Origin of the sequence: Mesorhizobium hunchu, from assembly GCF_040081975.1 — a bacterium.
Classification (GTDB): domain Bacteria; phylum Pseudomonadota; class Alphaproteobacteria; order Rhizobiales; family Rhizobiaceae; genus Mesorhizobium; species Mesorhizobium hunchu.
The window spans coordinates 263,009-283,127 of the sequence record NZ_JBEBMG010000003.1 but is presented as its reverse complement, the minus strand read 5'-3'; the positions used below and the strand labels follow the sequence as shown (position 1 = coordinate 283,127).

The 20,119-nt window shown below is 65.6% G+C and carries 16 protein-coding genes; 8 read left to right on the top strand and 8 right to left on the bottom strand.

Annotated features, from left to right (window positions below):
- Positions 1-7 precede the first annotated feature (7 nt).
- Positions 8-370 (bottom strand): cell cycle two-component system response regulator CpdR, encoded by a 363-nt coding sequence (gene cpdR / locus ABMA46_RS08145; RefSeq protein WP_348998827.1) that lies wholly within the window; start codon positions 368-370, stop codon positions 8-10.
- 161 nt (positions 371-531) lie between these two features.
- On the opposite strand from cpdR, the gene ABMA46_RS08140 reads away from it, so the two are divergent.
- The 3 genes from ABMA46_RS08140 to ABMA46_RS08130 all read left to right on the top strand — a co-directional run bounded on the left by ABMA46_RS08140 (position 532) and on the right by ABMA46_RS08130 (position 2,975).
- Positions 532-1,473, top strand: coding sequence for an N-formylglutamate amidohydrolase (locus ABMA46_RS08140; protein ID WP_348998826.1), 942 nt, complete (start codon positions 532-534; stop codon positions 1,471-1,473).
- 288 nt (positions 1,474-1,761) lie between these two features.
- Positions 1,762-2,535, top strand: coding sequence for a histidinol-phosphatase (gene hisN, locus ABMA46_RS08135; protein ID WP_348998825.1), 774 nt, complete (start codon positions 1,762-1,764; stop codon positions 2,533-2,535).
- Between the two features lie 152 nt (positions 2,536-2,687).
- Positions 2,688-2,975 carry a GIY-YIG nuclease family protein gene (locus tag ABMA46_RS08130; protein WP_348998922.1) on the top strand — a complete coding sequence of 96 codons (288 nt, stop codon included), beginning with the start codon at positions 2,688-2,690 and terminating at the stop codon, positions 2,973-2,975.
- A gap of 36 nt (positions 2,976-3,011) precedes the next feature.
- Here the strand turns inward: ABMA46_RS08130 and ABMA46_RS08125 are convergent, their stop codons facing one another.
- Complete coding sequence (locus ABMA46_RS08125) at positions 3,012-3,971, bottom strand: alpha/beta fold hydrolase (RefSeq protein WP_348998824.1); 960 nt, start codon at positions 3,969-3,971, stop codon at positions 3,012-3,014.
- Positions 3,972-4,442: 471 nt separating this feature from the next.
- Here ABMA46_RS08125 and ABMA46_RS08120 point away from each other — a divergent pair, with 471 nt between their 5' ends.
- Positions 4,443-4,916 (top strand): Hsp20 family protein, encoded by a 474-nt coding sequence (locus tag ABMA46_RS08120; RefSeq protein ID WP_348998823.1) that lies wholly within the window; start codon positions 4,443-4,445, stop codon positions 4,914-4,916.
- Positions 4,917-4,971: 55 nt separating this feature from the next.
- Here the strand turns inward: ABMA46_RS08120 and ABMA46_RS08115 are convergent, their stop codons facing one another.
- Together ABMA46_RS08115 and ABMA46_RS08110 are read right to left on the bottom strand one after the other, a co-directional pair.
- Positions 4,972-6,015, bottom strand: coding sequence for a threonine aldolase family protein (locus ABMA46_RS08115; RefSeq protein ID WP_348998822.1), 1,044 nt, complete (start codon positions 6,013-6,015; stop codon positions 4,972-4,974).
- 13 nt (positions 6,016-6,028) lie between these two features.
- A complete protein-coding gene (locus ABMA46_RS08110) occupies positions 6,029-6,331 on the bottom strand; it encodes a hypothetical protein (protein WP_348998821.1) in 303 nt (100 codons plus the stop codon).
- 351 nt (positions 6,332-6,682) lie between these two features.
- Between ABMA46_RS08110 and gltB the strand changes: the two genes are divergently transcribed.
- Both gltB and ABMA46_RS08100 read left to right on the top strand, forming a co-directional pair.
- The gene (gene gltB / locus ABMA46_RS08105; RefSeq protein WP_348998820.1) at positions 6,683-11,413 is read left to right on the top strand and encodes a glutamate synthase large subunit; all 4,731 of its coding nucleotides are present in this window, start codon (positions 6,683-6,685) and stop codon (positions 11,411-11,413) included.
- A gap of 134 nt (positions 11,414-11,547) precedes the next feature.
- Complete coding sequence (locus ABMA46_RS08100) at positions 11,548-13,002, top strand: glutamate synthase subunit beta (protein ID WP_348998819.1); 1,455 nt, start codon at positions 11,548-11,550, stop codon at positions 13,000-13,002.
- A 145-nt stretch (positions 13,003-13,147) separates the two neighbouring features.
- Here the strand turns inward: ABMA46_RS08100 and ABMA46_RS08095 are convergent, their stop codons facing one another.
- Entirely contained in the window at positions 13,148-14,338 is a 1,191-nt protein-coding gene (locus ABMA46_RS08095) for an SGNH/GDSL hydrolase family protein (protein ID WP_348998818.1), read from the bottom strand.
- Positions 14,339-14,360: 22 nt separating this feature from the next.
- Positions 14,361-15,587 carry a lytic murein transglycosylase gene (locus ABMA46_RS08090; protein WP_348998816.1) on the bottom strand — a complete coding sequence of 409 codons (1,227 nt, stop codon included), beginning with the start codon at positions 15,585-15,587 and terminating at the stop codon, positions 14,361-14,363.
- Between the two features lie 204 nt (positions 15,588-15,791).
- Between ABMA46_RS08090 and galU the strand changes: the two genes are divergently transcribed.
- Positions 15,792-16,694 carry a UTP--glucose-1-phosphate uridylyltransferase GalU gene (galU, locus tag ABMA46_RS08085; RefSeq protein ID WP_348998814.1) on the top strand — a complete coding sequence of 301 codons (903 nt, stop codon included), beginning with the start codon at positions 15,792-15,794 and terminating at the stop codon, positions 16,692-16,694.
- A gap of 32 nt (positions 16,695-16,726) precedes the next feature.
- Here the strand turns inward: galU and ABMA46_RS08080 are convergent, their stop codons facing one another.
- A complete protein-coding gene (locus ABMA46_RS08080) occupies positions 16,727-18,457 on the bottom strand; it encodes an outer membrane beta-barrel protein (RefSeq protein ID WP_348998812.1) in 1,731 nt (576 codons plus the stop codon).
- A 139-nt stretch (positions 18,458-18,596) separates the two neighbouring features.
- Between ABMA46_RS08080 and ABMA46_RS08075 the strand changes: the two genes are divergently transcribed.
- The gene (locus ABMA46_RS08075) at positions 18,597-19,598 is read left to right on the top strand and encodes a KpsF/GutQ family sugar-phosphate isomerase (protein WP_425475710.1); all 1,002 of its coding nucleotides are present in this window, start codon (positions 18,597-18,599) and stop codon (positions 19,596-19,598) included.
- A gap of 36 nt (positions 19,599-19,634) precedes the next feature.
- Here the strand turns inward: ABMA46_RS08075 and ABMA46_RS08070 are convergent, their stop codons facing one another.
- Positions 19,635-20,102 carry an NfeD family protein gene (locus ABMA46_RS08070; protein WP_348998809.1) on the bottom strand — a complete coding sequence of 156 codons (468 nt, stop codon included), beginning with the start codon at positions 20,100-20,102 and terminating at the stop codon, positions 19,635-19,637.
- Positions 20,103-20,119 lie beyond the last annotated feature (17 nt).

Sequence of the window (20,119 nt, the reverse complement as noted above, 5' to 3'; positions counted from 1 at the left end):
GGGGGCGTCAGGCCGCCTGCAGCATCTTCTCGACCTCGTTGACGAGATCGCGCAGGTGGAAGGGCTTGGAAAGCACCTTGGCGTCCTTGGGCGCGTTCGAATCCGGGTTCAGCGCCACGGCGGCGAAGCCGGTGATGAACATGACCTTGAGGTCCGGGTCGATCTCGGTGGCGCGGCGGGCCAGTTCGATGCCGTCCATTTCGGGCATGACGATATCGGTGAGCAGCAGCGAGAACGGCTCCTCGCGCAGCCGCTCGTAGGCGCTCGCCCCATTGTCGAAGTCGCTGACCTGGTAGCCGGCGCGCTCGAGCGCCTTGACCAGGAAGCGGCGCATGTCGTCGTCGTCTTCCGCCAGAAGGATTCGTGTCATCGTGTTCCGTCCGAATCACCGCAAGAGATTGCCGCCGGGCGATCCCGTTAACCATGCTGTATATGAAAGGCTGCGGGTAAATATCAAGTGAATACAAGCGGCCACAGATGGCGCCGGAAAAGGCGCGAAACCGTGGAAACGCTGGACATGACGGCGGCGCGATGGCAGGCTTGCCCGACAATGCGTTCATGATCGAGAGTTCTTCCCAGGTGACGACTGCCGCCGACGATTTTTCCTCCGTAACGCCTTTCGAGGTCCGCTGCGGAGCAGAGCAGCGCGTTCCCTTCGTGTTCAGTTCTCCGCACAGCGGGCGCTTCTATCCGCCGCGCTTCCTTGCCCTGACGAAGCTCGACGGCAACGTGATCCGACGCTCGGAGGATTGCTACGTGGACGAACTGTTCGGCGGTGCCGTCGCGCTGGGCGCGCCGCTGCTGGCCGCCAACTTTCCGCGCGCCTATCTCGACGCTAACCGCGAGCCGTGGGAACTCGATCCGCGCATGTTCGCCGAACCGGTCCCGCCCTATTGCAACATCCGCTCGGCGCGAGTCGCGGGCGGCCTGGGCACCGTGCCGAAGCTGGTCGGCGAGGGGCTGGACATCTACGCCGGACGGTTGCCGCTCGACGAGGCGACCGGGCGGATCGAAGCGCTTTACAAGCCTTTCCACGAAACGCTGAAGCATTTGCTCATGCGCACGCATGCCCGTTTCGGCTTCGCGGTTCTGGTCGACTGCCACTCCATGCCCACCAGCATCAGGGTCGGCGACACGGGCTTCAGGCCCGATTTCATCGTCGGCGACCGGTTCGGCATGTCCGCCGCCCCGGCGCTGGTCGAGAGGGCCGTCTCGCTGCTTTCGGGCATGGGCTATACGGTCGCCCACAACAAGCCCTACGCCGGCGGCTTCATCACCGAGCATTACGGCCGTCCGGCCAGACGGCTGCATGCGCTGCAGGTCGAGGTCAGCCGCGGCCTCTACATGAACGAGCGCACCTTCCAGAAGACCGCCGGGTTCGCGCCGCTCGCCGACGACCTGACGCGGTTCTGCGCCGACCTGATGTCCATCCCCGACCACGAGCTGGGGGATTTGCCGGTCGCGGCCGAGTAGGCGCGTTTCGTTCCGAAGCGCCGCTGTCTTGAAAAAAAGACCGCATCGTTCGCACGACGCGGTCGAGTCTAGGGAGGAAACGCCCAAGGAGGGCATGGACGGAACAACCGTCCGACGACAACGGTATTGTGCGCTGCACAAATGTCAAGCGGCGCAATCCGGTTTTCCCTGCCTTGCGTGTGGCTCCGAGGATGCACGCAGGCGGCGTGACATTCCCGCAACGGTTTTGCTATGCAAGCGAACCGTCCGGACCCGGACAGATGGCAAGGCGGCTTTCAGGAGAGTGCATTGGACATTTCGACCGATTTCCTGCGGCAGATCGCGCGTGCGGCGGCCGCCGAGACGCTGCCGCGCTTCCGAAGCCCGGGCGAGGTCTCCAACAAGCTCTCCGGTGGCTTCGATCCCGTCACCGAGGCCGACCAGCAGGCGGAACTTGCGATCCGCGCGCTGATCGAGACGGAATTTCCCGACCACGGCATCCTCGGCGAGGAGCACGGCAGCCGCAATATCGACAGCCCCAATGTCTGGGTGATCGATCCGATCGACGGCACGCGCGCCTTCATCTCGGGGTTGCCCGTATGGGGCACGCTGGTCGGGCTGACGGTCGGCGGCGACGCCGTCGTCGGCATGATGTCGCAGCCCTTCACCGGCGAGCTTTTCTACGCCAATGCGTTGGGCGCCCATTACGAGGGGCCAGGCGGGCCACGTCGGCTTGCCACGCGCAAGACCACCTCGCTGTCCGACGCCACCCTGTTCACCACCACGCCGGCCCTGTTCGCGGGCGAGGCGCGGGACCGCTACGATCGCCTGGAGGCGCTGGTGCGGCTGGCCCGCTACGGCGTCGACTGCTACGCCTTTGCCATGCTGGCGGCGGGCAGCATCGACGTCGTCGTGGAGGCGGGACTGAAGCCCTACGACATCGTCGCGCTGATCCCGATCATCGAGCGGGCCGGCGGCGTGATCACCACCGTCGAGGGCGGACCGGCGGAGAAAGGCGGCGATATCGTCGCCGCCGCCACGCCGGAGCTTCATGCCGCCGCGATGGCGACGTTGAGAGGGTAGATCTGCTGCAGAGAGGCTATGTATGGTTTCGTGGTTAGCGGAAAAAAGCGTCATTCCGGGCAAGCGCATCGCTTCGCGGCGCTTGCCCGGAATGACGCGGCAGGGGTAGCCGGCATCTTGATGACCGTTGCCGATCCTGCTTGTCTGCTCTCATGGCAGGCTATGTCTACATTCTCGCCTCGCGCAAGAACGGCACACTTTACACCGGCGTGACCAGCGACTTGGAACGCCGCATATGGGAGCACCGCGAGGAAATGACGGGAGGGTTCACCAAAAAGTATGGCGTCAAGCGCCTTGTCTGGTATCGGGACTATGGCGACATTCGCGATGCCATTGCCGACGAAAAGCGCATCAAGGGTTGGCGCAGGAAGTGGAAGCTCGAATTGATCGAGGCGATGAATCCCGGCTGGCACGATCTCTATGAGGTCTTGAACAACTGAAATCGCCGCAGGCCGAACGACTGTTTCCAAGTGCCTTCACTGGAAGTCCCCGCCGCTCCCCGGCACGAAGGCGTCGAAGGCGGCCAGGCACTGTTCGCGATAGAGATCCGCTTCCTGCAGGAGTTCGTGGCGGGCGCCGTCGATCGTCACCAGCGAGCCGAGGCGGAGATGGCGCGCGTACCATTCGACGGCGCGGGTGGAGACGACCTCGTCGGCACCGGCGGCCACGATCAGCGTCGGAAGCCGGTTGGCGGCCATGAATTCGGGGCTGGTAACGGTGGCGACGGCGACCGCGGCGGCGTGCAGCCAGCGCACCGTCGGCCCGCCCTGCGCCATCTCTGGAAAGGTCTCGTAGATCGCGACGTTGCGCGCGTAGCGGACGCTGTCGGAGGTGAGCTTGTTGACATCGAACGGGGCTGTCTGGGTCGGGCGCGATCCGCCGGAGGCGTAAAGTCTGCCGAGCCCGATCAGGCACATCAGGCCCGAGACGCGACGCACGGCCGTCATCGATACCGGCTGGCCGGGGAGCGCCAGGAAGGGGGCGAGCAGCACCATGCGGCGCACGCGGTTGATCAATACTGGCTGTGCCAGCAGCGCCACCAGCGCGCCGGCCGAATGGGCGAGCACGTAGTAGGGGCCGCGGCAGTCTGGCAGGACGACTTCCCTGAACAGATGGTCCAGATCGTCGACATACTGGCCGAAGCTTTTCACGTAACCGCGCTGGGGGTCGCGGATCAGCCGGTCGGACCGGCCGTGGCCGCGCCAATCCAGGCAGGCCGCGCCGAAGCCGCGCGCCTGCAGGTCGCGGATGGTCTCGAAATATTTCTCGATGCACTCGTTGCGGCCGGGCAGCACGACGACGGTGCCCTTGCCGGGCCGCGTCGCCGGATCGAAGCGGGCGTAGCGGATGCGCTTGCCGTCGCGTGTCTGGAAAAAGCCGGCGACCGCGTTCGCCGGAACCGGATTGCCGGGTGTTTCGTGCAGCAGATCCGTCATGCGGCGCTTCGGCTTCCTTCCGAACAGGTGCCTCGTGATAGAAGCAATCGCTGCAAAAGCAAAGCTTCCGGGCCTTCTCGCAGGCAATCCCTGCTTGGGTTCCCTGAACGAGCAAGGCCGGAAGCGACCTGCGGTACGCTTCCGGCCTCTGTCGAACCGGGAGGAAGGGACGTTGCACCCGGCCGGCTTCTGAGGGGCGCTGGAGGCCGCCCCGTCTGACTTGCACCGACCCTAGCGTCGCCGGACTGAACGCAACCCGAAGTCGCGGTTCATCCTGCGTTCATCAACGGCGCTGCCGGCCCCGGCCTCTTCCTGTCGCGTCAGGTGGCGTGAATGTCTTGAAACGACCGTGCGGCGCACCCAAATGTCTTTTGCGGCCGCCGATGTCGGGGCCGCTGGTTCCGCCGGAACGCCTTTCGGGTTCCGCAGGCGCCATAACGCAAAACCCTGTTGCTCCAAGGAGAACACACCATGCGTCACGTTGATTTTTCCCCGCTTTATCGCTCGACCGTCGGTTTCGACCGCCTGTTCACCATGCTGGACACGCTCGGCCAGCCTGACGGCGCGCAGACCTATCCGCCCTACAACATCGAAAAGACCGGCGAGAACGCCTATCGCATCTCCGTCGCGGTCGCGGGTTTCTCGGATGACGAGATCTCGATCGAGGCCCACCGCAACGTGCTGACCATCAAGGGTGAGCGCAAGGAAGAGAGCGAAGAGGAAGGCAAGGAGCTGCTGTATCGCGGTATTGCCGCGCGCGCCTTCGAGCGCCGCTTCCAGCTTGCCGACCATGTCGACGTCGTCGGCGCCACGCTGAAGAACGGCCTGCTGTTCGTCGATCTCAAGCGCAACATTCCCGAGGAACTGAAGCCGCGCAAGATCGCGATTTCGGCCGCCCCGGCGAAAGCGAAGCAGATCGAGGCCACGGCCAAGAACGCGGCCTGACCGACAAAAGTCTCCTCCCGAGACGGAAGCGGCGCCGCGAGGCGCCGTTTTCTTGTCAGGCGATCAGTTCGGCGAACCGGTCGACGTCCTGCTGCGTGGTGGCGAAACTGGTGACGAAGCGGAAAAGCCGCTCGTCCGCCGCGAGGTCGAGCCCGGCAGGTGCATCCCATTCGTAGAAGACGGCGCCTGCCTTCTTGAGCCGTTCGGCGGCTTCGCTCCGGATGACGGCGAAGACCTCGTTGGCCTGCGGCTTCCAGCCGAGGCGGGCCAAGCCCGACCCTTCGATGGCCTTCGCCAATTGCGCGGCCAGGGCGTTCGAGTGGCGTGCGGTCTCCAGCCACAACCCGTCCTTCAGGTAGGCGTCGAACTGCGCGGCGACGAAGCGCGATTTCGAGAACAGTTGGCCGGCGCGCATGCGCAGGAACGGGAACTCCTTCGCCGCTTTCGGGTCCATGAAGACGACGGCCTCGGCGCACCAGCAGCCGTTCTTGGTGCCGCCGAAGGACAGGACATCGACGCCGCGTTTCCAGGTCATTTCCGCCGGCGTGGTCCCCAGCGAGACGAGGGCATTGGCGAAGCGGGCGCCGTCCATGTGGAACGGCAGGCCGTGGCCGCGCGCGATGGCGCCGATGGCCTCGATCTCCTCCAGCGAATAGACAGTACCGCTTTCCGTTGATTGGGTAATGGAAACCGCCACCGCCTGGCCGCCATGCGGAAAGCGCGTCGCGGGCTGGCGGATCGCCCTGTCGAGCAGCGCGGGCTCGATCCTGCCCAGCGCCCCGTCGACAGGTTTCACGCGCGCGCCGCCGGTCAGGTATTCGGGTGCGCCGCTCTCGTCCTCGATCATGTGAGCTTCGCGATGCGCCAGCACGATGCCGCCGGGGCGGGTAAGCGAAGCCATGGCGAGCGAATTGGCGGCCGTTCCCGTCGCCACGAAGAAGACGGAGACTTCGCGTTCGAATATTTCGTTGAATCGTTCGGCTACCGCTTTGTCGAGGGAGCCGTTGCCGTAGGCGGCGGCAAAGCCCTCCGCATTGGCGGACAGCGAGTCCGCGATGCGCGGATGGGCGCCTGCCCAGTTGTCGGAAGCGAAGAACATGATGATTCCCGGATTAGGAGCAGACCGGCTTGCCGGGCTCGACGCTGAACTGACGCGGCCCGACCATGCCGGACGCCGTGGGTTTGGAGACGATCTTCACGTCGAGACGACAGGGCCCGGCGGTTACCCTGTAGAGGTCGGGTTCCCTGTATTCGATCCTGTCTATGGGCTGGCTTACAGGGAAGGCGCCGATCACGTCCGGATGGGCGAGGACGGCCTGCAATTCCGCCAGTCGCTGGTAGTTCGGCGCCAGCGCGGCCTGCGCGGCGCAGCCGAACGAAAGCAGAAGGGCCAATGTCGTCGAAAGGCGTTTCATGGCATATTCCCGTCGCGAAGGGCTCTTTCTGACCCTTGGAGAGCCGGTCGGCAAGCCTGTTCCGTTGGGCCATCGGCGTCCGGCACGTGCGGACGGAAGCTTCGGTCGAAAATTTCAGAACATCTACGTCTCACGAAATTTTCTTTCGCGCCGCTGCCAAGTTTTTTGTGAATCGATCTTGTGCGCTGTCCTGATTTCTGTCATATCAATTTAGGACAGTAATGCTGTCTTATTTAATCGCGCATGACAGGCCGGGATGGCGTATGATCGACGCCAGCCCGGCCGCGCCTGCGCCGGAACGGCAACGGGCTCTTACCCAGAGCCTCGCAGCATGGAACGGAGGATAGAGCGATGACGGAAGTGACGCCATCTGTAACGACGGGACTTGTGCCGGCCGTGCAGACGAAAGCGGCCGCCGTCAAAACCGCGCTCCGAGGCGACTTCGGCCTTCCGGCTCCGCAGGGCCTCTACGATCCGCGCAACGAGCACGATGCCTGCGGCGTCGGCTTCATCGCGCAGATGAAGGGCGTGAAGTCGCACCAGATCGTCAAGGACGGGCTGTTCATGCTCGAGAACCTGACGCATCGCGGCGCGGTCGGCGCCGATCCGCTGATGGGTGATGGCGCCGGCGTGCTGGTGCAGGTGCCGGACGGCTTCTTCCGTGAGGAGCTGGCGAAGCAGGGCATCGACCTGCCGCCCGCCGGCCAGTACGGCGTCGGTCACTGGTTCATGCCGCAGGACGCGGGGCTGCGCGCCCATATCGAGGAACTCATCGCCGAATCCGCGCAGTCGGAAGGATTGCCGCTGATCGGTTTCCGCGACGTGCCGGTCGACAATTCGTCGCTGTCGAAGGCGCCGGACATCGCGGCCTCCGAGCCGTTCCACCGGCAGGTCTTCATCGGCCGTACGCCCGACATCACCGACGACGAGGAGTACGAGGCGCGCCTCTACCTCCTGCGCAAGGTCATCTCGGGGCGCATCTACGCGGAGAACGACAACAAGGACATCGGCGCCTATTGCGTGTCGCTGTCGGCACGCACGATCGTCTACAAGGGCATGTTCCTGGCCTATCAGGTGGGGGCCTACTACAAGGACCTTTCCGATCCGCGCTTCGAGACGGCGCTGATCCTCGTCCACCAGCGCTTCTCCACCAACACTTTCCCGTCGTGGAAGCTGGCGCATCCCTATCGCATGGTCGCGCATAACGGCGAGATCAACACCGTTCGCGGCAACAACAACTGGATGGCGGCCAGGCAGGCCTCGGTCGATTCCGAACTGTTCGGCAACAACATCTCCAAGCTGTGGCCGATCTCCTACGAAGGACAGTCGGACACCGCCTGCTTCGACAACGCGCTCGAGTTCCTGTTCCAGGGCGGCTACAGCCTCGCCCATTCCATGATGATGCTGATCCCGGAAGCCTGGGCCGGCAACAAGCTCATGGATGACGAGCGCAAGGCGTTCTACGAGTACCACGCCGCGCTGATGGAGCCGTGGGACGGACCGGCGGCGGTGTGTTTCACCGACGGACGCCAGATCGGCGCGACGCTGGACCGCAACGGGCTCAGGCCCGCGCGCTACATGGTGACCGACGACGACCGGGTGATCCTCGCCTCGGAGGCCGGCGCGCTGCCGGTCGACGAGAAGCACGTCGTCACCAAGTGGCGGCTGCAGCCGGGCAAGATGCTGCTCATCGATCTGGTCAAGGGCCGCATCATCTCCGACGAGGAGATCAAGGCCGAGATCGCGGCCAGGCACCCCTACAAGAAGTGGCTGGCCAACACCCAACTCATCCTCGAAGACCTCAAGCCGGTCGAGCCGCGCGAACTGCGCAGGGACGTGTCGCTTCTCGATCGCCAGCAGTCCTTCGGCTACACGCAGGAGGACGTGAAGCTCCTGATGTCGCCGATGGCGACGACCGGCCAGGAAGCGGTCGGCTCGATGGGCACCGACACGCCGATCTCGGCCATGTCGGACAGGTCGAAGCTGCTCTACACCTATTTCAAGCAGAACTTCGCCCAGGTCACCAATCCGCCGATCGACCCGATCCGCGAGGAACTGGTGATGAGCCTGGTGTCCTTTATCGGGCCGCGGCCGAACATCCTCGACCTGGTGGGAACCTCGCGGCGAAAGCGGCTGGAAGTGCGCCAGCCGATCCTGACCAATGGCGACCTCGAAAAGATCCGCTCCATCGGCCATACCGAGGAGAGCTTCGACACCAAGACGATCGACGTGACCTATGCCGCGACCGAGGGTGCAGCCGGCATGGCGGGCGCGCTGGAGCGGCTGTGCGAGCGCGCCGAGGCCGCGGTCGCGGGACGCTACAACATCATCATCCTGTCCGACCGCCAGGTCGGGCCGGACCGTATCGCCATTCCGGCGCTGCTGGCGACGGCGGCGGTGCATCATCATCTGGTGCGCAAGGGACTGCGCACTTCTGTCGGCCTCGTGGTGGAATCGGGCGAGCCGCGCGAGGTGCATCACTTCTGCTGCCTCGCCGGCTACGGCGCCGAGGCGATCAACCCGTATCTGGCCTTCGATACGCTGCTCGACATGCACAAGCGCGGCGAGATGCCCCAGGAGGTCGACGCCTACGAGGTTGTGACGCGCTACATCAAGTCGATCGGCAAGGGTATCCTCAAGGTCATGTCCAAGATGGGCATCTCGACCTACCAGTCCTATTGCGGCGCACAGATCTTCGACGCGGTCGGCCTCGGGAGCAGCTTCGTCGACAAGTATTTCACCGGCACCGCCACGCTGATCGAGGGCGTCGGCCTCGACGAGGTCTCGGAAGAGACCGTGCAGCGCCATAGCTCGGCGTTCAGCGACGATCCGGTGCTGCGCACCGCGTTGGAGGTCGGCGGCGACTACATGTACCGCATACGCGGCGAGGCGCATGTCTGGTCGCCGGACGCTGTGGCTTCGCTCCAGCACGCGGTGCGCAAGGGCTCGCCCGAGACCTTCAAGGAATTTTCCGCGCAGGTCGACAGCGAGACCGCGCGCGCCCAGCACATACGCGGCCTGTTCAAGATCAGGCTGGCCGAGGAAACCGGCCGCAAGCCGGTGCCGCTGGACGAGGTGATGCCGGCGGCGGAGATCGTCCGGCGCTTCTCCACCGGCGCTATGTCGTTCGGCTCGATCAGCCGCGAGGCGCACACCACGCTGGCGCGGGCCATGAACGCCATCGGCGGCAAGTCGAACACGGGCGAGGGCGGCGAGGAGCCGGACCGCTACCTGCCGCTGCCCGGCGGCGGCGCCAATCCCGAGCGCTCGGCCATCAAGCAGGTGGCATCGGGCCGGTTCGGCGTGACGACGGAATATCTCGTCAATTCCGACATGATGCAGATCAAGGTGGCGCAGGGCGCCAAGCCCGGCGAAGGCGGGCAGTTGCCCGGTCACAAGGTGGATGCGACCATCGCCAAGACCCGGCACTCGACGCCGGGCGTCGGCCTGATCTCGCCGCCGCCGCATCACGACATCTATTCGATCGAGGATCTGGCGCAGCTGATCTACGATTTGAAGAACGTCAATCCGGCGGCCGACGTATCGGTCAAGCTGGTGTCGGAGGTGGGCGTCGGCACGGTGGCGGCGGGCGTCGCCAAGGCGCGCGCCGACCACATCACCGTCTCCGGCTACGACGGCGGCACCGGCGCCTCGCCGCTGACCTCGCTCAAGCATGCCGGCTCTCCGTGGGAGATGGGATTGGCCGAAACGCACCAGACGCTGGTGCTGAACGGACTGCGTTCGCGCGTGGCGTTGCAGGTCGACGGCGGTTTGCGCACCGGGCGCGACGTCGTCATCGGCGCGCTGCTCGGGGCTGACGAGTTCGGCTTCTCCACCGCGCCGCTGATCGCGGCCGGCTGCGTCATGATGCGCAAGTGCCATCTCAACACCTGCCCGGTCGGCGTCGCCACCCAGGACCCGGTGCTGCGCAAGCGTTTCAAGGGCTCGCCCGAGCATGTCATCAACTACTTCTTCTATGTCGCGGAAGAAGTGCGCGCCCTGCTTGCGGCGATGGGCTTCCGCCATCTCAACGAGATTATCGGCGACACCGATCTGCTCGAAAAGCGCGAGGTTATCCGCCAGTGGAAGGCGAAGGGGCTCGACTTCTCGCGCATGTTCCATAAGCCGGACGCGCCGCGTGAGGCCGTCCACTGGACGGAACGCCAGAAGCATCCGATTGACGACGTGCTCGACCGCAAGCTGATCGCGGAGGCCGCTCCGGCGCTGGACGCGCGCCAGCCCGTCCAGATCGAAGCGGATATTCGCAATGTCGACCGCTCCACCGGCGCCATGCTGGCGGGCGAGGTCGCCAAGCGCTTCGGCCACAAGGGACTGCGCGAGGATACGATCCAGGTAAAGCTGACCGGCACGGCCGGCCAGTCCTTCGCCGCGTTCCTGACGCGCGGCGTCTCGTTCGAGCTGATCGGCGCGGGCAACGACTATGTCGGCAAGGGCCTGTCCGGCGGCCGCATCGTCATCCGTCCGCCGGAGGATACGAAGATCGTGCCCGAGGACTCCATCATCGTCGGCAACACCGTGCTCTACGGTGCCGTGGAGGGCGAATGCTACTTCCGCGGCGTCGCCGGCGAGCGCTTCGCCGTGCGCAATTCGGGCGCGGCGGCGGTGGTGGAAGGCTGCGGCGACCACGGCTGCGAATACATGACCGGCGGCGTCGTCGTCGTCATCGGCCAGACGGGCCGCAACTTCGCGGCGGGCATGTCGGGCGGCGTCGCCTATGTGCTGGACGAGGCCGGCGATTTCGCCAAGCGCTGCAACATGGCGATGGTCGAGCTGGAGCCGGTGCCGGAAGAGGACGACATGCTGGAGAAGCTCCTCCATCATGGCGGCGACATCGACCACAAGGGCCGCGTCGACGTGTCGGGCGACATGACCAGCCATGACGAGGAACGTCTCTACCAGCTCATCTCGAACCATCTCCACTACACGGGTTCGACGCGGGCGAAGGCAATCCTCGACGACTGGGCGGACTACCGACCGAAATTCCGCAAGGTCATGCCGGTCGAGTATCGCCGCGCGCTGCAGGAAATGGAGCGCGCCCGCATGAGCGTGGCGGCGGAGTAGTCATCGAAGCTGCCGGCGACGGTCGGCAGCCTCTCACCAACAAATCCAGCCCGGCCGGAGCGGTTGCCACGGCAGCCGTATGACGCTAACGGGTGCGGCGGCAAACCCCGCCACTGGACTTCAGGGACAAGACCATGGGCAAGGTAACAGGCTTTCTAGAGATCGACCGGCAGGTTCAGAAGTACCAGCCCGCTTCCGATCGCATCCGCCATTTCAGGGAATTCACCCTGCCGATGTCGGACAAGGAGGTCGAGAAACAGGCGGCGCGCTGCATGGATTGCGGCATTCCGTTCTGCCACGGGCCGACCGGCTGCCCGATCCACAACCAGATCCCGGACTGGAACGACCTCGTCTACAACGGCAACTGGGACGCTGCGATCCGCAACCTGCACTCGACCAACAATTTCCCCGAATTCACCGGCCGCATCTGTCCCGCGCCCTGCGAGGAAGCCTGCACGCTGAACCTGGAGGACATTCCGGTCGCCATCAAGACGGTGGAGCAGGCGCTGGCGGACAAGGCCTACGAGACCGGCTATGTGCGCCCCTATCCGCCGCAGGCCAAGACCGGTAAGCGCGTCGCCGTCGTCGGATCAGGTCCGGCGGGCATGGCGGCGGCCCAGCAACTCGGCCGCGCCGGCCACGAAGTGCATGTCTACGAACGCGAGGCGCGGCCCGGCGGGCTGCTGCGCTACGGCATCCCGGACTTCAAGATGGAGAAGCACTATATCGACCGCCGCGTCGAGCAGATGCAGGGCGAGGGCGTCACCTTCTTCTGCAACGTCAATGTCGGCGTCGACAAGAAGGCGGCAGAGCTTCTGTCCGACTATGACGCCGTGCTTTATTGCGGCGGCTCGGAAACGCCGCGCCCGGCGGGCATTCCCGGCGTCGATCTGGACGGGGTGTTCGACGCGATGCCCTATCTGGTCCAGCAGAACAAGCGTGTCGGCGGCGAGAACATCGACTCTACCGCATGGCCTTCCAAGCCGATCCTGGCCAATGGCCAGCATGTGGTCGTGGTCGGCGGCGGCGACACCGCCTCGGACTGCGTCGGCACGGCGTTCCGGCAGGGCGCGGTGCGCGTCACCCAGCTCGACATCCGGCCGCAGCCTCCGGAAAAGGAAGACAAGCTGACGGTTTGGCCTTACTGGGCGACCAAGATGCGCACCTCCTCCAGCCAGGCCGAAGGCGCGGAGCGCGAATTCCAGGTGGCGACGCTCGAATTCATCGGCGAGGACGGCCAGTTAACGGGCGTGAAATGCTGCGAGGTCGACGAGAGGCGCAAGCCTGTTCCCGGCACCGAATTCGTCATCCGCGCCGACCTCGCCTTCATCGCCATCGGCTTTGCAGGACCGCTCGCCACCGGTCTTCTGGCCGAACTCGAGGGCAGGCTCGACGTCGCCACCGACGCGCGCCGCTCGCGCAACGTCACGGCCAACGACCGCGACTACCGCACCAGCGTCGAGGGGCTATGGGCGGCCGGCGACGTCCGCCGCGGCCAGTCGCTCGTCGTCTGGGCCATCCGCGAGGGCCGTCAGGCCGCGCGGTCCATCGACGAGGCGCTGATGGGCCACACCGTGCTGCCGAGCTGAGCGACCGAATCACGGCATCGCAATGCCCGACCGGATTCACGAACGCGGCGTCGGAATTTATTCCGTGATCCATCCAACGTTGCGGGACTGGGCCTCAGCTATTCCGTTCTCGCTTCGCTCGAAGGAATTCCGGGGCGGCGTCCCGCTACGGATTGATCGCCGTCGTCGTGGCCGGCGGGGACGGCCAGGCGAACTGGTCGGCCCGACCGGGAACGCCCGCTGCTGACTTCTCTTCGGACGGATCGCCTGCCGGCGGATGCGTCGCGGGCGACGGCATGGCACCGAGCAGCTCGGAGCCGCCGTCCAGCGCCGGGTCGCTGAGCAGCATCGGCGGCGTGCGGTCCACGGTCGTCGGGGCGGCGGTGCCGTCAGGATTGACTGCCGGGGCGCCGGCAGGCGCGGTCGCACCGGGCGTCCCGTCGGGGCTGGCCAATCCGAGGATCTTCAGCAAGGGCTTTTCGGCGTAGAAGGCCAGCTTGCGCTTGCCGGCCCTCGTCAGGTTGATGCCGTCGTCGGCGCGCAGCCGCACCTGCTGGCCGTTGATGTCGGGACCGCTTGAGACGAAGCCGCCGTTCTCGTCGGCGAAGCCGTCCCAGATATCGACGAACTCGCCGCTCTCGGCTTCCGCCGCCGCCCGATAGATGTCGTTGAAGGCCAGCATGTCGGCGCTCATCCTGCCGATCTTGAAGGGCGGCTGGCCGACCCACAGGAACGGCACCTTGTCGTCCGCGATAAGCTTCCCGAACGCCTTCGTGCGGGCCTCGTATTCCTTTGTCCAGGCGTCGGACCTCGGCGCTTCGCGAACGTCGCCGACCTTCATCTGCTGGCGGTCGTTGGACCCCAGCATGACGAGGGCGACGGCCGGTTTCGTCTCCTTGAGAATGCCGTCGATCTCGGCCGGCCAGTCGTAGAAATCGTCGCGCACGAAGCCGGAGGATCCGTTGGAACGGTTGACGATGACGACGCCCGGGTTATCGGCGAACGTCTCCTCGAGCCCATCGGCGAGCCCGCTCGCCATGAAGTCGCCGACCACCAGGACCACGCGCGCATCGGGTGCCTTCTCCACGACAGGCTTTGCCGGCTCGGCGGGCTTGTCGGGAGCCGCGCTTCTCCTTTTCGGCCGAGGTTTAACGGCGGGAGCGGGCTGTTCCTGGATGATGCGCTCGCGTCGCCTGGGAAACAGCAGGTCGCGCAGCGACCAGCCGAAACCCGTCCGCTCCTGCGCGGCGGCGGACGGCTCGAAAGAGGCCGCGGCTGCAACCAGAATACAGACCGCCGCGAGCACGACCACCGGCGCGCGCCACAGGACGGACCGCAAATGCCTGGCGGCTGTCAAGCGACCTCCTGCGGCCGTCGGCCTATTTTCGGCGCAGCCATTTCAGCACTTCCATGCTGGGATAGCCGTTCTGGGCCAGGCCCACGCTTGCCTGGTAGGCCATGATGGCGGATTTCGAGCCGTCGCCGATCTTGCCGTCGAACTTGCCGTCATAGAGGCCGTGCTGGGCAAGCCGCTGCTGCAGTTCCAGCTTCTGCTCGAAGGAGAGCTTGGTGAACGGCCTGTTCCAGTCGTTCACAAGTCCGCCGTAGCCGGCGATCTCGTCGGCGAGCAGGCCGACCGCAAAGGCGTATTTGTCGGCGTTGTTGTAGCGCTTGATGACCGAAAAATTCTTGATCACCAGGAAGGCCGGTCCTTCGCGTCCGCCGGGCAGTTTCAGCTCGGCGTGGTCGGAACCGCTCCGGAACGGCTTGCCGTTGGCGCGGGTGACGCCGATGGACGCCCATCGCGAGATGGACATGGTGCCGGCTGGGAATTTCCGGCCCGGCGGCAGGCTGACCTCGTAGCCCCAGGTCCGGCCCGGCTGCCAGCCGTTCTTGTGCAGCAGGTTGGCGGCGGTCGCCAGCGCATCGGGAACCGAGTTCCAGATGTCGCGCTTGCCGTTGCCGTCCATGTCCACGGCGTAATGCTGATAGCTGGTGGGGATGAACTGGGTGTGGCCCATCGCCCCTGCCCAGGACCCTTCGAGATGGCTCTCGTCGATGTCGCCGGTCTGCAATATCTTCAATGCCGCGATCAACTGGGTACGGGCGTATTTGGACCGCTTCTTGTCGGCGTAGCCGAGAGTCGCCAGCGAGCGGACGACGTTGCGCATGATGTCGTCGCGCTTCAGCGTCTCGCCATAGTTGGATTCCATCGACCAGATCGCCAGAAGAATGTAGCGATCGACGCCGTAGCGTTTCTCGATGCGGTCGAGCCAAGGCTTCCACTTCGCGGCCATCGCCCTGCCGTTGGCGATCGAGTCGTCGTGCACGCGATTGTCGAAATAGTCCCAGGCCGGTGATTTGAACTCGGGCTGATAGCGCGCCTTCTCCAGCACCTCGGGATCGAGATCACGGATGTTGCGGAAGGCCTGGTCATAGATGCGGCCCGAAACGCCGTTGCGAACGGCGACCGAGCGGAAGCTGGCGACCCAGTTCCGGAAGCCGGCGTCGGCGAAAGCCGGCTGAACGCTCGCCAGCAGGGCCAGGGAAAGCCCGGCCGCGGCGGTGGCGTTGACAAGCCGCCTGACGGTGGTGCGAAGGCTCATATTTTCCTCCTTGCTTCATCGCAGGAAGGCCATTTTCGAACGAACCCGTTAGGAATGAGTTTACCATCAAGCCGGCGGGAACGAAAATGTGCCATGTCTGTTAACGCACGTCGCCTACGCGGCGGTTTTCATATTTCTCAATTTCGGCGTTAGAATGCCCCATAGGGGGACGCAACGCACCCACGCAAACGGACAAAGGGCTTCATGAAAAGAGTTCGCAAGGCAGTTTTCCCGGTCGCGGGCCTCGGCACGCGCTTTCTCCCGGCCACCAAGGCCATTCCAAAGGAAATGCTGACCGTCGTGGATCGTCCCGTCATCCAGTATGTGGTCGACGAGGCGCGGGAGGCGGGGATAGAGCATTTCATCTTCGTCACCGGCCGCAACAAGGGGGTGATCGAAGACCATTTCGACATCCAGTTCGAACTGAACCATACGCTCGCCGAGCGCGGCAAGGACGAGCAACTGTCGAAGCTCGGGGCGTTGCAGCCGAAAGCGGGGCAGACCAGCTTCACGCGCCAGCAGGAGCCGCTCGGGCTCGGCCATGCGGTGTGGTGCGCGCGCGACCTTGTTGGCGACGAACCTTTCGCCCTGCTTTTGCCGGACATGATCACGCTGCCGGACCAGGGCTGCATGAAGGACATGGTCTCGCTCTACAACGAGACCGGCGGCTCGATCATCGCCGTGGAGGAATGCGATCCGGCGGAGGCGCACAAATACGGCATCATCGGTCGCGGCGAGGACGCCGGGACAGGGTTCGAGATCACCGGGATGGTCGAGAAGCCCAAGCCCGGCACGGCCCCTTCGAACCTCTACATCAACGGCCGTTACATCCTTCAGCCGGAAATCTTTTCCATCCTGGAAAGCCAGGAGAAGGGCGCCGGCAACGAGATCCAGCTCACCGACGGCATGCTCAAGCTCCAGCAGGAGCAGTCCTTCTACGGCTATCACTATCGTGGCCGGACCTTCGACTGCGGCTCGCCGGAAGGCTTCATCGAGGCCAACGTCGCCTTTGCGCTGCAGCGCACGGATATCAACCACGGCATAGCCGGCGTCATCCGTGACCTGCTTGACGAACTCGGGCCGGAGGCGAAGCGCGCCGTCGGCTGAGCGTCGGCGACGCGTCCGGCTGGAGGTGCGCTTCAGCGCTGGACCTTCAGCCCCAGGAAGACGCTGGCGGCGTCGTAGTCGCGGTCGGGCAGGCTGCTGGTCTGCTTTTCGTAGCGCGCGCGGGTGGTGATGCCGGCGTAGCGGTTCAGCCACCAGGTGAGGCCGGCTTCCGCGCTGAGGATGCGGTCGTGGCCGTCCACGCCGTAATATCGGCGCCAACCGGCGCCGAGGGCGGCATTGGCGGTGAGGTCGTCGCGGATCCGGCGCTCCAGCGACAGCGTGCCTGAATAGAGGATCGATCCGCTCTCGCCGGTCGTCGTGGTGCCTTCGACCGTCGTGTTGCCGGTCAGGCCGATGGTCGTTCCGCGCTCGGGCGACCATTTCAGGTCGGCGTTGACCGAAGCGCCGGAGACGGCGGGGAGGCGGTCGTCTTCGAGCGCTTCCCTGATCCAGCCGGCGGAGACCTCGCCGTTCAGCTTCTCGCCAAGATCGAGTTCCGTGCCCGCCCTTATGCCGAGCCGGTTGGCGGAGCGCCGGTAGCCGAGACTATCCTCTTTCTCGTCGTAGACGCGGCGGCCGATCTCGGTTTCGAGGAACGGCGTCAGCGCCGGCGAAATCTCGTAGCCGCCGCGCAGCGTGGCCGTGTAGAGCGTGGCGTTGCGGTCCTTCTGGGACAGCGTGGTGCCGTCGTCGAGGTCGGCGTCGCCGTAGAGGTCGCGCTCGACCGTGCCGGTTAGCCCGAGCCGCGCCTTGCCGACGTCCTTTTCCACGCCGAGACTGCCGTCGATGATCTGGTGCAGGGGCTGGTCGGTGGTGTTCTGGATGACGACGGGCGAGGAGGCCGATTCGGGGCCTGCCTCGTAGCCGAGCTTGGCGATTGCGCGCCAGTCGTTGTCGAGGTCGAGGTTCAGCGTGCCGTCGATGCGCCCGCGCGTCTCGCTGACCTCGTCTCCGGAGACGCTCTTGCGGAACGTGCCGTAGGCGTCGATCGTGGCGGAATGGAGCGCCCAGTTCGACGTTGCGTTGAGACGCAGCGTGGTCTCCGACAGCACGGCGGATTTGCCGCCGACGCTGGAATCGGCGTTGCTCGTGGCGGTGATCCCTTCTTCGATTGACGGCCGCAGGGTGAACGTGCCCATCGGGATACCGACAGGGGCGAAGGGGTCGTCGTCGGCTCTCGGCGCCGTTCCTTCGATGGCGCCTGTACGCTCGGCACGGGGGTCCAGGGGCTGCCTGTCCTCGCTGTCGATGGTGCGGGCACGCCGGTTGGTCTCGACCTCGCCAGCGTCCGTGTGGTCTTCGGGCGATGCGGCAGGCCGGGGCGTTGCAGCAGTCTGCACGGTATCGTCGGTCTCTCCGGGCACGGCAGCCGGTACGGCCGTCGTGGATGAGGGGGTATCGGCGAAACCGTCCGCAGCGTCGTCGGAAAGCGTATCGGCCGAGGAGTCTGACATGGTGTCCGGCTGGTCGGGCACGGCTCCGGGGCTGATCGGCTGATAGGCCGGAGCGTCGTTCGCCGCCGGCGTGGCATCGGACCGGGCCGGTCCCGGCTTTGCGGCCGGGACAGCGCCGGTCGTCAGTCCGTCGCGGTCCTGTGCCTGCAGGACGTTTTCCGCCACTTCGCCGCGCAGGCCGGCTTCCTGCGCGGCCAGCGGACCCGTCTGCGCGAGCGACGCCGCCGCGACAAGCAGCGCGAACAGCGCGTCGCCGCTGTGGCGCGGTCTGCGGCGCGGTCGGTCTTTCGGCTGGCAACGCGACATCATGATCCCTGCGGCGCAGGCGCGCCATGCTTACCGGACCGTAAATCGGGATGGTTAACGGACGGTTGAAACAGGGTTCGCCAACCTTGGCCGGGACGATAGAATTGGACAAAGCGGCAGGGAGAAGATAAGCGCCTCAGCCATGGTTTCAGGATCAGCGATGAAGACGTCGTCAACCCGCGAGGAAGCGATCGGTTCTGCCCTGCGCACGGTGGCGACCGAACAGGCCGGCGTGGAAGCGCTGGCGGTCGCGCTGAAGGGCGACCTGGCCGAGCCGTTCGCGAAGGCGGTCGCGCTCGTTTCGGGGCTTCGCGGCCGGCTTATCGTGACCGGCATAGGCAAAAGCGGCCATATCGGTTCCAAGGTGGCGGCGACCCTCGCCTCCACCGGCACCCCCGCCTTCTTCGTCCATCCGGTCGAGGCCACGCATGGCGACCTCGGCATGATCGCGAAGGACGATGCGCTCGTCGCCCTGTCATGGTCCGGCGAGACGCAGGAACTGAAGGGGATCATCTCCTATTCGCGGCGGTTTTCCATTCCGCTGATCGCCATCACCTCCGGGGCGTCTTCGGCGCTGGCGCGCGAGGCGGACATCGTGCTCCTGCTGCCGAAAGTGGCCGAGGCTTGCCCGCACGGGCTGGCGCCGACCACCTCGACCCTGCTGCAACTGGTCGTCGGCGACGCGCTGGCGATCGCGCTGCTGGAGGCGCGCGGTTTCACGCCCGACCATTTCCGCACCTTCCATCCGGGCGGACAGCTCGGCGCCAACCTGACGCGGGTGTCGGAGATCATGCGGACCGGTGAGGATATTCCTCTGGTCCGGCTCGACACGCTCATGCCCGAGGCGATGACGATATTGTCGAAGAAAAAGGTTGGTTGCGTGTGCGTGGTGGACGAAGACGGGCGGCTGGCCGGCATCTTCACCGATGGCGACCTCGCCCGCAATCTCGACCGCAACCTGATCGAGACGGCCGTGGGCGAGGTGATGACGCGCACGCCCAAGACGATCGAGCCGCACATGTTCGCCGGCGCGGCGATCGCCCTGCTCAACAAGCACAATATCAGCGTTCTGATCGTCACCGAGGGCGACCGGCCCGTCGGCGTGGTGCACTTCCACGACCTGCTGCGCATCGGCGCGGCCTGACGGCGGGTGATCTTTCTCCGGCTCCCTATCCGGAGTTTACGGGATCGGCTCGACCACCAGATCGAGGTCGGTATCGGCGGCCGCCACCACGCGCACACGCGCGCCGGCCGGAAGGTCCGGCCCGGAAACGCGCCACAGCGTGTCGCCGAGCTGGATGCGGCCGCGGCCTTCCCGGATCGGCTCGGTCAGCGTCGCGGTGCGGCCGATGAGCTGCACGCCGCGGCGGTTGAGTAGCGGCTGATCGGAATCGTCCCTGCGGGACGCGATCAACTTGCGGCCGAGATAGGCCGACACAAGCGACAGGACGAGGAAGACCAGCACCTGGACCTGCCAGGACCAGAAAACCGCGCTCCATGCGGCCAGGGAGATCGCGCCGACGATCAGCGCGGCGATGCCGATCCACACCAGGAAGACGCCGGGCGCGATGATTTCGGCGGCCAGCAGCAGAAAGCCGAGGACCATCCAGTTCCAGGGACCGAGTTCGGAGACGATGCGCTCGATCATGGCAGCCTCGCGGTCGC